The organism is Pseudomonas sp. AFG_SD02_1510_Pfu_092, from assembly GCF_003331055.1.
Classification (GTDB): Bacteria; Pseudomonadota; Gammaproteobacteria; order Pseudomonadales; family Pseudomonadaceae; genus Aquipseudomonas.
The window spans coordinates 37,172-49,266 of the sequence record NZ_PUQD01000036.1; the positions used below are offsets into that span (position 1 = coordinate 37,172).

A 12,095-nucleotide genomic window follows, 5' to 3' on the forward strand; every position below is an offset into this window, starting at 1 on the left:
AAGCGAACATGAGCTGGGACCTGGCAACACCCTTCGTCATCGACCTGCGGGTCGGCAGCGAAGACATCGACGGCCTCGGCCACGCCAACAACGCGGTTTACCTCACCTGGCTGGAGCGCTGTGCCTGGCGCCATTCCCAGCGCCTGGGCCTGGACCTGGCCGAGTACCGCCGGCTGGACCGGGCCATGGCCGTGGTGCGCCACGAAATCGACTACCTGGCCGCGGCCTACGAGGATGACGAGCTGCAACTGGCCACCTGGATTGTCGACTGGGACCAGCGCCTGCGCATGACCCGGCGCTTCCAGCTCAAGCGCCCGCGCGACGGCGTGACCCTGTTGCGCGCGCAGACCACCTTCGCCTGCATCGAGCTGTCCAGCGGCAAGCCCAGGCGCATGCCGGCGGAATTCCTCGACGGTTACGGCCCGGCGCTGATCGGCGCCTGAAACACCGGCAATTTTTGCTAGACTGCCGGCTTTTTCCGCCGAGACCCCGACATGCAAATTGCCCTGGCCCCCATGGAGGGGCTGGTCGACAACATCCTGCGCGACGTGCTGACCCGCGTGGGCGGTATCGACTGGTGCGTCACCGAATTCATTCGCGTGTGCGACCGCCTGCTGCCGCCTTCCTCGTTCGACAAACTGGCGCCCGAGCTGCGCCAGGGCGCGCGGACCGCCGCCGGGGTGCCCATGCGTGTGCAGTTGCTGGGCTCGGACCCGGTGTGCCTGGCGGAAAATGCCGCACTGGCCTGCGAGCTGGGGGCGCCGGTGATCGACCTGAACTTCGGCTGCCCGGCCAAGACCGTGAACAAGTCGCGCGGTGGCGCGGTGCTGCTCAAGGAACCTGAGCTGTTGCACGCCATCGTGCGCGAAGTGCGCCGCGCCGTGCCGGCGAACATCCCGGTCACCGCCAAGATGCGCCTGGGTTTCGACAGCCCGGATGGCGCGCTGGAGTGTGCCACGGCACTGGCCGAAGGCGGCTCGGCGCACCTGGTGGTGCATGCACGGACCAAGGTCGAGGGCTACAAGCCGCCGGCCCACTGGGAATGGGTGGCGCGGGTGCAGGATGTGGTCAAGGTGCCGGTGTTCGCCAATGGCGAGATCTGGACGGTGGATGACTGGCGGCGTTGCCGTGAGGTCAGTGGCGCTGAACACATCATGCTCGGGCGTGGGTTGGTCTCGCGCCCTGATCTGGGCTTGCAGATTGCCGCCGCGCGGGACGGGCGGGCTTATCAGCCGCTGAGCTGGGACGACCTGCTGCCCTTGCTGCGCGAGTTCTGGCGCCAGGCCCAGGCCAAGCTGTCGCCGCGTTATGCGCCAGGGCGGATGAAGCAGTGGCTGGCGATGCTGACGCGCAGTTATCCCGAGGCGGTGGTGTTGTTCGCCGAGTTGCGCCGGGAAGACGACTGCGCACGGATCAGCCGCTTGCTGGTGGTTGCGCCGCAGGCCCAGGCGGCTTGTGTAGCGTGATCCGGCCCTTTCGCGGGTGAACCCGCTCCCACGGGGGGCTTCCAAACCTTGGGGCCTGTGTAGTGCCTGTGGGAGCGGGTTTACCCGCGAAGAGGCCATCAAACCAAAAGCTGATTTCAGATTTTTTTTGCTTGCCCCTTGAAAGCATTTCCCTCGGCCATATCTCTTCAGTACGCGATGCCGAAGTCGGGTCGCGTAATGACTTACTTGCTGATTCTCAGGAGTTTATGACCATGACTACTGCTTTCTCTCTCGCTCCGCTGTTCCGCCACTCCGTTGGTTTCGACCGTTTCAACGACCTGTTCGAATCCGCGGCACGTAACGAGGCCGGTAGCAGCTACCCGCCCTACAACGTGGAAAAGCATGGCGATGACCACTACCGCATCGTGGTAGCCGCAGCCGGCTTCCGCGAGCAGGACCTCGACCTGCAAGTCGAGAAGGGTGTCCTGACCGTGTCGGGTGGCAAGCGCGACAACGAGGGCGCTGAAGTGACCTACCTGCATCAGGGTATCGCCCAGCGCGCCTTCAAACTGTCGTTCCGCCTGGCCGACCACATCGAAGTCAAGGCCGCCGACCTGGCCAACGGCCTGCTCAGCATCGACCTGCTGCGCATCGTGCCGGAAGAAGCCAAGGCCAAACGCATCCCGATCAACGGCGACAAGCCAGCGCTGAACTGATCGCGATGATCTGAAGAAGGGCACCCTCGGGTGCCCTTTTTTGTGGGCGCAGCGGGTCAGTAATCTGCCGGCGCCTCCAGCAACATCTGCCGAAACTCCGGCAGCGGCAGCGGCCGGCTGTGCAGGTAGCCCTGGTACAGGTGGCACCCCAGTCGCTCGAGGAATTCCAGCTGTTCGGTCAGTTCCACCCCTTCGGCAATCACCGCCAGGTCCAGGCTGCGGGCCATGGCGACGATGGCGCGGACGATTTCGGCGTCGTTGGGGTCCACCGGGGCATCGCGCACGAAGGTCTGGTCGATCTTCAACGCATCCACCGGCAGGCGTTTCAGGTAGGTCAGCGAGGAATAGCCGGTGCCAAAATCATCCATGGCAAAGCTGACCCCGTAGCGCTTCAACTCGCGCATCTTGCTGATGGTGTCTTCCAGGTTCTGGATGACGATGCCTTCGGTAATCTCCAGCTTGAGCATCTGCCGCGGCAAGCGGTAATCGTCCAGGCTGCGCAGCACTCGCCCGACAAAGTCGTTCTGGCGGAACTGCCGTGGGCTGATGTTGACGCACAGGCTGAAACTGTCGGCGTCGATCAGCCCGTCGCTGAGCATGCGCGCACAGGCATCGCAAGCTTCGTCGAGGAGCCAGCTGCCAACTTCAAGGATCAGACCGCTTTCTTCCAGTACCTGGATAAACTGCGCGGGTGGCTGCTGGCCCAGTTGCGGGTGGTGCCAGCGCAGCAGCACCTCGGCGCCGACGATGCGGTTGTCACGGGCATCCACCTGCGGCTGAAAATGCAGCGCCAGTTCGCCACGGGCCAGGGCCAGGCGCAGGTCGTTTTCCATGCGCAGGCGCTCGCTGGCGGCCTTCTGCATGGTGGTATGGAACAGTTGGGTGGTGTTGCGCCCGGAATCCTTGGCCCGGTACAGGGCGATATCGGCCCGCTTGAGCAGGTCGGCCGGGGTCGCGCCGTGGTCGGGGATCAGCGCGACGCCGATGCTCGGGGTTACCTGCAGGCGCTGGCCGTCCAGCGACATCGGCTCGGCCAGCAGCTCGCGCAGGGTGTCGGCCAACTCGCGAACCTTTTCTTCGACCAGCTCGCGGCTGCCTTCCAGGCCGCTGAGCAACACCACGAACTCGTCGCCGCCCAGGCGCGCCACGGTGTCTTCCAGGCGCACGCTGGCTTCCAGGCGCGCGGTGATGATCTTCAGTACCGTGTCACCCACCGGGTGGCCCAGCGAATCGTTGATGTGCTTGAAGTGGTCGAGGTCGAGAAACAGCAGGGCACCGCGCAGGTTGTGGCGCTTGAGCAGGGCGATCTGCTGGCTCAGGCGGTCCATCAGCAGGGCGCGGTTGGGCAGGTTGGTCAGCGGGTCGTGGTAGGCCAGGTGGCGAATCTGCGCCTGGGCGTTCTTCAGCAGGCTGACATCGCGGGCGGTCAGCAGCAGGCAGTCGACCTCGTTGAGCGTGATCGGCTCCACCGACACCTCCACGGTCAGAATGTCGCCACGTTTGTTGCGCCCGAGCATTTCGCGGTGGTGCACCCGGCCACGCTCGCGCAGCTCGTTGAGCAGCGCGCTGCGCTGCTTGTCGTCGGCCCAGATACCAATCTCGTACACCGTGTGGCCGACCACCTCGGCGGCGCTGTAACCGGTCAGGCGGCAGAAGCCGTCGTTTATCTCCAGGTAACGGCCGCTGTGGCGTTCGGTGATGGTGATGGCGTCGGGGCTGGAGTGGAAGGCCTTGGCGAACTTCTCTTCGCTGGACTTCAGTGCCGCCTCGGCACGCTGCTGCTGGGTGATGTCGCGCAGGGTGGTGACACTGCAGGGCTGGTCATCGACGGTGATCAGGCGGCTGGAAATCACGCAGGTCAGCGGTGCGCCATTGCGGTGGTTGACTACCACCGCGACATTGCTCAGGGCTTGCTCGCGGATCACCCGCTCGATGCGTTGCGCGCGCTCCACCGACTCGGCCCACAGGCCGATCTCTTCTGCCGTGCGGCCGATCACCTGGTCGGTGCTCCAGCCGAAGGTCTGGGTGAATGCCGGGTTGATTTCGATGAACTGCCCGGTGTCCTGGCGGGTGACGCAGATCGGGTCGGGGCTGACCTGGAACAGGCTGGCGAATTTCTCTTCCGAGGCGCTCAGGCGCTGTTCGCGCTCCACCTGGTCGGTAATGTCGAGCAGGGTGCCGGCCATGCGCAGCGGGTTGCCCTGCTCGTCACGGTACAGCCGGGCGCGGCTTTCGATATAGCGCGAGATGCCGTTTTCCAGCTGCACCCGGTAGGTGATCTGGTAGTTGCCGGCGGGCCCTTCGCGCAGGCTGCGGTAGGCCTGGCGCATGACATTGCGCTCCTGCTCGGGTACGCCTTCGAAAAATGCGTCGAACGATTCGTGAAAGGGAATGGGCGGCAGGCCGTGCAATTGCGCGGCGCGGGCCGAGCCGTAGAGCATGCCGCTGGGAATATGCCAGTCCCAGGTGCCCAGCTGGGCCGAGTCCAGCGCCAGGTCCAGGCGCTCCTGGCTGTCCTTCAGGGCTTGCTCGGCGCGCTTGCGCTCGGTGGTGTCGATGAAGGTGCTGAGCAGAAAGGTCACGCCTTCCAGCTCGATGCCCTGGGTGCAGAGAATGCCGTCATGCACCTTGCCGCTGGTGGCGCGGAACTGCACCTCGAGAATCAGCGGGCCGTTGTTGCTGCGGGTCGACTCCAGTAGTTGGTAACGCTGCTCGGGGTTGACCCACAGGCCCAGCTCCAGGCTGGTCTTGCCGATCACCTGGCTGCCTGGCCAGCCGAACATGTCTTCGAAGTGCTGGTTGACCTCGAAGATCATGCCGTCGTGGCGGCGAGTCAGCAAAATGGCGTTGGGGCTGAGGTGGAACAGCGTGGCGAAGCGCTTTTCCGAATTGATCAGCGCAGTTTCCCGCTCGCGCTGACGGGTGATCTCACGGATCACCCCGATCATCTGCGGCCGGCCCTGCAGGTCGTGGGTCAGGCTGCCGTTGATCTCCAGCCAGTGCAGGCTGCCGTCCGGCCAGCGGATGCGGTGGCGCATGGCTTTTTCTGCCGGTTCGCCGTTGACCACGGCCTGGAACAGCTGGCGGGTGCGGGCGCGGTCCTCCTCCGGCAGCAGGTCGAGGTAGTCGATATCGCCTGGCAGCGGTTTGTGCGGGTCGAAACCGAACAGCGCCTGGGTACCGCGCGACCAGCTCACCCGGCCGGTCTGGATATCCCACAACCAGGCGCCCAGCCGGGCCCCGTTGAGCGCGGCCAGCAGCTGCGGGGCGTTCTGCCAGGCCTGCTCCGACTCCTGAGGGTCGGCCGCCGGGATACGCGGCAGGCGCGGAAAGCGGTTTGCTGATTTGGGCATCGGTACCAGACCTTTGGCGTATGACGCGTCCTTGGGGTGGAAATACCGGACTGACGACCGGTCAGGCGGGCCCTGCATGGCTGTCGAGCAAGGCCATGAACGCTTTGGCCGCGTTCGATAGCGTACGCTCCGTGTGCAAAATGTAGCCTAGCTGGCGCGACAGCTGTATGCCCGGCAAGGCGATGGGTGCAACCTGTTCGTCGAGCATGGTGCGCGGCAGCACGCTCCAGGCCAGGCCGATCGACACCATCATCTTGATGGTTTCCAGGTAGTTGGTGCTCATGGCGATGTTCGGCGTCAGGCCCTGGCTTTCGAACAGGCGCTGGACAATATGGTGGGTAAAGGTGTTGCCGCCGGGGAACACGGCCGGGTGGCGGGCGACGTCGGCCAGGCTGACCGCGTGATTGTTGGCCAGCGGGTGCTCGGGGGCGGCGACGAAGTCCAGGGCGTCGTCCCATACCGGCACCGCCTGGACCAGGTGGTGTGGCTCTGGCGCCAGGGTGATCACGGCAATCTCGGCGCGGCCATGCAGAATCTCGTCGTAGGCCTGTTCCGAATCCATGAACTGAATATCCAGCGCCACGGCCGGGTGCTGGCGGGTAAAGGCCCGTAACAACGGGGGCAGGCGGTGCAGGCCGATGTGATGGCTGGTGGCCAGGGTCAGGCGACCGCTCACTTCCCCGCTCAGATTGGTCAATGCGCGGCGTGTATCATCGAGCACATTGAGAATCTGGTAAGCCCGTGGCAGCAGGGCGCGCCCAGCCTCGGTCAAGGTCACCTCGCGGCCCAGGCGGTCGAACAGGCGCACATCCAGCTGCTGCTCCAGGCCGGCGATGCGTTTGCTGATGGCGGGCTGGGTCAGGAACAGGCGTTCAGCTGCTCCGGAAAAACTTCCCGTTTCAGCGATGGCGATGAAGGCACTAAGGTTGGCGAGATCCATGGGTTTGCATTCCTTTGGGTTATCCAAAGTATAAAAATTATGAATTTGAGTTATTCAATCTATCGCCATAGCATCGTCCGTACAAGCCAAGGGGTCTTTGGCATAGAAAGACGCTGATGAGGAACAGTCTGATGGCTGGCAAAACGCTCTACGACAAACTCTGGGAAGCCCATGAGGTCAAGCGCCGTGATGACGGCTCGTCCTTGATCTACATCGACCGCCACATCATCCACGAAGTGACGTCGCCCCAGGCCTTCGAAGGCCTGCGCCTGGCCAAGCGCAAACCGTGGCGCATCGACGCCAACATCGCCACACCGGACCACAACGTGCCGACCACGCCAGAGCGCAAGGGCGGTATCGAGGCCATCGCCGACGAGGTGTCGCGCCTGCAGGTGCAGACCCTCGACGAGAACTGTGACGAATACGGCATCGTCGAATTCAAGATGAACGACGAGCGCCAGGGCATCGTCCATGTCATCAGCCCGGAGCAGGGCGCCACCTTGCCTGGCATGACCGTGGTCTGCGGTGACTCGCACACCTCCACCCATGGCGCCTTCGGTGCCCTGGCCCACGGCATCGGCACTTCCGAGGTCGAGCACGTGCTCGCCACCCAGTGCTTGGTCGCCAAGAAGATGAAAAACATGCTGGTGCGCGTGGAAGGCCAATTGCCTGCCGGCGTTACCGCCAAGGACATCGTGCTGGCCGTTATCGGCAAGATCGGCACCGCCGGTGGCAACGGCCACGCCATGGAATTCGCCGGTAGCGCCATTCGCGAATTGTCGATGGAAGGCCGCATGACCATCTGCAACATGTCCATCGAAGCCGGTGCCCGCGTCGGCCTGGTGGCCGTGGATGACACCACCGTTGCCTACGTCGAGGGCCGCCCGTACGCGCCGAAGGGCGCGCAGTGGAAGCAGGCGGTCGAAGCCTGGAAAGGCCTGGTTTCCGACGCTGATGCGGTGTTCGACACCGTGGTCGAGCTGGACGCTGCGCAGATCAAGCCGCAGGTCAGCTGGGGCACCTCGCCGGAGATGGTCCTGGCCGTCGACCAGCGCGTGCCGGACCCGGCTGCCGAGCCTGACCTGATCAAGCGTGGTTCGATCGAGCGTGCCCTCAAGTACATGGGCCTGGCCGCCAACCAGGCGATCACCGACATCAAGCTCGATCGCGTGTTCATTGGTTCGTGCACCAACTCGCGCATCGAAGACCTGCGCGCCGCCGCGGCAATCGCCAAGGGCCGCAAGGTCGCTGCCAACGTCAAGCAGGCGCTGGTGGTCCCGGGCTCGGGCCTGGTCAAGGCCCAGGCCGAGCGTGAAGGCCTGGACAAGATTTTCCTCGAAGCCGGTTTCGAATGGCGTGAACCAGGCTGTTCGATGTGCCTGGCGATGAACCCGGACCGCCTGGAGAACGGCGAGCACTGCGCGTCCACCTCCAACCGCAACTTCGAAGGCCGCCAGGGCGCCGGTGGCCGTACCCACCTGGTCAGCCCGGCCATGGCCGCCGCTGCCGCGGTGACCGGCCACTTCATCGATGTCCGCGAGTTGATCCAAGGGAGCGCAGCATGAAAGCCTTTACCCAGCACACTGGCCTCGTCGCGCCGTTGGACCGTGCCAACGTCGACACCGACCAGATCATCCCCAAGCAGTTCCTGAAGTCGATCAAGCGCACCGGCTTCGGCCCCAACCTGTTCGACGAGTGGCGTTACCTGGATGTCGGCCAGCCCTACCAGGACAACAGCAAGCGCCCGCTGAACAAGGAGTTCGTGCTCAACCACGAGCGTTACCAGGGTGCCAGCGTGTTGCTGGCGCGTGAGAACTTCGGTTGCGGCTCCAGCCGCGAGCACGCCCCGTGGGCGCTGGACGAATACGGCTTCCGCAGCGTGATCGCACCCAGCTTTGCCGACATCTTCTTCAACAACAGCTTCAAGAACGGCTTGCTGCCGATCATCCTCAGCGATGAGGAAGTCGACGAGCTGTTCAAGCAGGTCGAAGCCAACCCGGGCTACCAGCTGGTCATCGACCTGCAGGCGCAGGCGGTGACCCGCCCGGATGGCAAGGTGCTGCACTTCGAGATCGATGCGTTTCGCAAGCATTGCCTGCTCAACGGCCTGGACGACATCGGCCTGACCTTGCAGGACAGCGATGCGATCAAGGCCTTCGAAGGCAAACACCGTGCAGCGCAGCCTTGGCTGTTCCGCGATGCCTGAAATGTGTAAGTGACAGTATCGGCCTCTTCGCGGGCACGCCCGCTCCCACTCGGTTACTCGCTTTCTGTGGGAGCGGGCATACCCGCGAAAGGGCCGGTACAGGCAGCAACAAACCAACAGGATCAAGACATGACCAGCACCCAGCACACCGATGTGGTCCAGCGCCAGTTCGGCGAACAGGCCAGCGCCTACCTCAGCAGCGCCGTGCACGCCCAGGGCAGTGAATTCGCCTTGCTGCAGGCCGAACTGGCAGGGCAGGGCGCTGCCCGCGTGCTGGACCTGGGCTGCGGTGCCGGGCATGTCAGTTTCCACGTCGCCCCACTGGTTGCCGAAGTGGTCGCCTACGACCTCTCGCAAGCCATGCTCGATGTGGTCGCCAGCGCCGCCGCCGAGCGCGGTCTGGCCAATATCAGCACCGAACGCGGCGCCGCCGAACGCCTGCCGTTCGCTGACGCCGCCTTCGACTTCGTCTTCAGCCGCTACTCGGCGCACCACTGGAGCGACCTGGGCCTGGCCCTGCGCGAAGTGCGTCGGGTGCTCAAGCCGGGTGGCGTGGCTGCTTTCATCGACGTCATGTCGCCGGGTAGCCCGCTGCTCGACACCTACCTGCAAACGGTCGAAGTGCTGCGCGACACCAGCCACGTGCGTGACTATTCTGCCGCCGAATGGCTGTGCCAGGTCAGCGAAGCCGGCCTGCACGTGCGCAGCCACACCCGCCAGCCGTTGCGCCTGGAGTTCGCCAGCTGGGTCGAGCGCATGCGTACCCCCGAGCCGATGCGCGTGGCCATCCGCCAATTGCAGCAAGCCATGGGTGAAGAAGTACGGCAGTATTACCGCATCGAGGCCGACGGCTCGTTCAGCACCGATGTGCTGGTGTTGTGGGCCGAGCGTTAAGAACTTTTCGGTGCGGCCCGCTTGGCCGCACTGCGTGAATGAATAGAGGAAAGCATGAGCAAGCAGATTCTGATTCTCCCAGGTGACGGTATCGGCCCGGAAATCATGGCCGAGGCCGTCAAGGTGCTGGAGCTGGCCAACGACAAGTTCCAGCTCGGCTTCAGCCTGGCGCATGACGTGATTGGTGGCGCGGCCATCGACAAGCACGGCGTGCCGCTGGCCGACGAGACCCTGGAGCGTGCGCGCAAGGCCGATGCCGTGCTGCTGGGCGCCGTGGGCGGGCCGAAGTGGGACAAGATCGAACGTGACATCCGCCCTGAGCGCGGCCTGCTGAAAATCCGTTCGCAACTGGGCCTGTTCGCCAACCTGCGCCCGGCCATCCTCTACCCGCAGCTGGCCGATGCCTCCTCGCTCAAGCCAGAGATCGTCTCGGGCCTGGACATCCTCATCGTTCGCGAGCTGACCGGTGGCATCTACTTCGGTGCCCCGCGTGGCCAGCGCGAGCTGCCAGGCGGCGAGCGTCAGGCGTACGACACCTTGCCGTACAGCGAAAGCGAAGTGCGCCGCATCGCCCGTGTCGGCTTCGACATGGCCCGCGTGCGTGGCAAGAAGCTGTGTTCGGTCGACAAGGCCAACGTGCTCGCTTCCAGCCAGTTGTGGCGCGAAGTGGTCGAAGACGTGGCCAAGGACTACCCGGATGTCGAGCTGAGCCACATGTACGTCGACAACGCGGCCATGCAGCTGGTGCGCGCACCCAAGCAGTTCGACGTCATGGTGACCGACAACATGTTCGGTGACATTCTGTCGGATGAAGCTTCCATGCTGACCGGTTCCATCGGCATGCTGCCCTCGGCGTCGCTGGATGCCGACAACAAAGGCATGTACGAGCCGTGCCACGGTTCGGCGCCGGACATCGCTGGCCTGGGTATCGCCAACCCGCTGGCGACCATCCTGTCGGTGTCGATGATGCTGCGTTACAGCTTCAATCAGTCGGCTGCCGCCGAGGCGATCGAGAAGGCCGTGAGCCTGGTCCTCGACCAGGGCCTGCGCACCGGCGATATCTTCTCGCAGGGCTGCCGCAAAGTTGGTACGCAGGAAATGGGCGACGCAGTAGTCGCAGCGCTGCGGAATCTGTAATCTCTCTGGCCCGCCACCCTAAATTCCCGGTGGCGGCCCACTTTTAGCAAAGGTGTAGTTGCGATGAAACGTGTAGGTCTGATCGGTTGGCGCGGTATGGTCGGTTCCGTGCTCATGCAGCGGATGCTGGAGGAGCAGGATTTCGACCTTATCGAGCCGGTGTTCTTCACTACCTCCAATGTTGGTGGCCAGGGCCCGAACGTGGGCAAGGATACTGCTCCGCTCAAGGACGCTTATTCGATTGAAGAACTCAAGACCCTCGACGTGATCCTGACCTGCCAGGGCGGCGACTACACCAACGAGGTCTTCCCCAAGCTGCGTGAAGCCGGCTGGCAGGGTTACTGGATCGACGCCGCCTCGTCCCTGCGCATGCAGGATGACGCGGTGATCATCCTCGACCCGGTCAACCGCAAGGTCATCGACCAGCAGCTGGATGCCGGCACCAAGAACTACATCGGCGGCAACTGCACCGTCAGCCTGATGCTGATGGGCCTGGGCGGCCTGTTCGAAGCCGGCCTGGTCGAGTGGATGAGCGCCATGACCTACCAGGCGGCCTCGGGCGCCGGTGCGCAAAACATGCGTGAGCTGATCAAGCAGATGGGCGCTACCCACGCGGCCGTTGCCGATGACCTGGCCAACCCGGCCAGCGCCATCCTCGACATCGACCGCAAGGTTGCCGAGGCCATGCGCAGCGAAGCGTTCCCGACCGAAAACTTCGGTGTGCCGCTGTCTGGCAGCCTGATCCCGTGGATCGACAAGGAACTGCCGAACGGCCAGAGCCGTGAAGAATGGAAGGCCCAGGCCGAGACCAACAAAATTCTCGGTCGCTTCAAGAGCCCGATCCCGGTCGATGGCATCTGCGTGCGCATCGGTGCCATGCGTTGCCACAGCCAGGCGCTGACCATCAAGCTGAACAAGGACGTGCCGCTGGCCGATATCGAAGGCATGATCAGCCAGCACAACCCTTGGGTGAAACTGGTGCCGAACCAGCGTGAAATCAGCATGCAGGAGCTGAGCCCGACCAAGGTTACCGGTACTCTCAACATTCCGGTTGGCCGTTTGCGCAAGCTGAATATGGGGTCGCAGTACCTCGGCGCGTTCACCGTGGGTGACCAGCTGTTGTGGGGTGCGGCCGAGCCGCTGCGTCGCATGTTGCGGATTCTGCTGGAGCGTTGATCGTTCCGGTGTGAGCGAAAACCCGCGCTGGTGACAGCGCGGGTTTTTTGTTTCCGATGTTTGCCCAGCCCAGCCCAGCCCAGCCAGCTTGCTTTTGCTTTTGCTTCTAAGCGCGCGATAGCCCAGGCGCCGCAGATTGCGACTTCAGGAGGCCGCATGATGGGAGCGGTGTACGGGTCACCCACATGGGTTACATAAAAGTTCACTCACATAGGTGACACTTTCAGCGTCACATAGCCATCAATG

10 protein-coding genes are annotated in these 12,095 nt (G+C 64.0%); 8 read left to right on the forward strand and 2 right to left on the reverse strand.

Features of this window, described 5'->3' with window-relative positions:
• Positions 1–8: 8 nt before the first annotated feature.
• The 3 genes from C6A77_RS16115 (at position 9) to C6A77_RS16125 (ending at position 2,143) form a co-directional block, all read left to right on the forward strand.
• On the forward strand, positions 9–443 hold the full coding sequence (locus tag C6A77_RS16115) for a thioesterase family protein (RefSeq protein WP_114170359.1): 435 nt from the start codon (positions 9–11) through the stop codon (positions 441–443).
• A gap of 51 nt (positions 444–494) precedes the next feature.
• On the forward strand, positions 495–1,466 hold the full coding sequence (locus C6A77_RS16120; RefSeq protein WP_114170360.1) for a tRNA-dihydrouridine synthase: 972 nt from the start codon (positions 495–497) through the stop codon (positions 1,464–1,466).
• 233 nt (positions 1,467–1,699) lie between these two features.
• Positions 1,700–2,143: an Hsp20 family protein gene (locus tag C6A77_RS16125; RefSeq protein ID WP_114170361.1), complete on the forward strand. Its 444-nt coding sequence runs from the start codon at positions 1,700–1,702 to the stop codon at positions 2,141–2,143.
• A 56-nt stretch (positions 2,144–2,199) separates the two neighbouring features.
• On the opposite strand, the gene C6A77_RS16130 is transcribed toward C6A77_RS16125, so the two are convergent.
• Together C6A77_RS16130 and C6A77_RS16135 are read right to left on the reverse strand one after the other, a co-directional pair.
• A complete protein-coding gene (locus C6A77_RS16130; RefSeq protein WP_114170362.1) occupies positions 2,200–5,496 on the reverse strand; it encodes a PAS domain S-box protein in 3,297 nt (1,098 codons plus the stop codon).
• 61 nt (positions 5,497–5,557) lie between these two features.
• On the reverse strand, positions 5,558–6,436 hold the full coding sequence (locus tag C6A77_RS16135; RefSeq protein ID WP_114170363.1) for a LysR family transcriptional regulator: 879 nt from the start codon (positions 6,434–6,436) through the stop codon (positions 5,558–5,560).
• Positions 6,437–6,567: 131 nt separating this feature from the next.
• On the opposite strand from C6A77_RS16135, the gene leuC reads away from it, so the two are divergent.
• The 5 genes from leuC (at position 6,568) to asd (ending at position 11,849) form a co-directional block, all read left to right on the forward strand.
• Positions 6,568–8,001, forward strand: coding sequence for a 3-isopropylmalate dehydratase large subunit (leuC, locus tag C6A77_RS16140; protein WP_114170364.1), 1,434 nt, complete (start codon positions 6,568–6,570; stop codon positions 7,999–8,001).
• Positions 7,998–8,642, forward strand: coding sequence for a 3-isopropylmalate dehydratase small subunit (gene leuD, locus C6A77_RS16145; RefSeq protein ID WP_114170365.1), 645 nt, complete (start codon positions 7,998–8,000; stop codon positions 8,640–8,642). The genes leuC and leuD overlap by 4 nt, the downstream gene beginning before the upstream one ends.
• Before the next feature lie 129 nt (positions 8,643–8,771).
• The gene (locus C6A77_RS16150) at positions 8,772–9,536 is read left to right on the forward strand and encodes a class I SAM-dependent methyltransferase (RefSeq protein ID WP_114170366.1); all 765 of its coding nucleotides are present in this window, start codon (positions 8,772–8,774) and stop codon (positions 9,534–9,536) included.
• A 54-nt stretch (positions 9,537–9,590) separates the two neighbouring features.
• The gene (gene leuB, locus C6A77_RS16155; protein WP_114170367.1) at positions 9,591–10,673 is read left to right on the forward strand and encodes a 3-isopropylmalate dehydrogenase; all 1,083 of its coding nucleotides are present in this window, start codon (positions 9,591–9,593) and stop codon (positions 10,671–10,673) included.
• Between the two features lie 63 nt (positions 10,674–10,736).
• A complete protein-coding gene (gene asd, locus C6A77_RS16160; RefSeq protein ID WP_114170368.1) occupies positions 10,737–11,849 on the forward strand; it encodes an aspartate-semialdehyde dehydrogenase in 1,113 nt (370 codons plus the stop codon).
• The last annotated feature ends 246 nt before the right edge of the window (positions 11,850–12,095 follow it).

What these genes read in the sequence shown, in the direction of transcription:
- asd (WP_114170368.1), top strand. Translation starts at nt 10,737, where the DNA reads ATGAAACGTGTAGGTCTGATCGGTTGGCGCGGTATGGTCGGTTCCGTG.
- C6A77_RS16120 (WP_114170360.1), top strand. Translation starts at nt 495, where the DNA reads ATGCAAATTGCCCTGGCCCCCATGGAGGGGCTGGTCGACAACATCCTG.
- C6A77_RS16115 (WP_114170359.1), top strand. Translation starts at nt 9, where the DNA reads ATGAGCTGGGACCTGGCAACACCCTTCGTCATCGACCTGCGGGTCGGC.
- C6A77_RS16135 (WP_114170363.1), bottom strand. Translation starts at nt 6,436, where the DNA reads ATGGATCTCGCCAACCTTAGTGCCTTCATCGCCATCGCTGAAACGGGA.
- leuC (WP_114170364.1), top strand. Translation starts at nt 6,568, where the DNA reads ATGGCTGGCAAAACGCTCTACGACAAACTCTGGGAAGCCCATGAGGTC.
- C6A77_RS16125 (WP_114170361.1), top strand. Translation starts at nt 1,700, where the DNA reads ATGACTACTGCTTTCTCTCTCGCTCCGCTGTTCCGCCACTCCGTTGGT.
- leuD (WP_114170365.1), top strand. Translation starts at nt 7,998, where the DNA reads ATGAAAGCCTTTACCCAGCACACTGGCCTCGTCGCGCCGTTGGACCGT.
- C6A77_RS16130 (WP_114170362.1), bottom strand. Translation starts at nt 5,496, where the DNA reads ATGCCCAAATCAGCAAACCGCTTTCCGCGCCTGCCGCGTATCCCGGCG.
- C6A77_RS16150 (WP_114170366.1), top strand. Translation starts at nt 8,772, where the DNA reads ATGACCAGCACCCAGCACACCGATGTGGTCCAGCGCCAGTTCGGCGAA.
- leuB (WP_114170367.1), top strand. Translation starts at nt 9,591, where the DNA reads ATGAGCAAGCAGATTCTGATTCTCCCAGGTGACGGTATCGGCCCGGAA.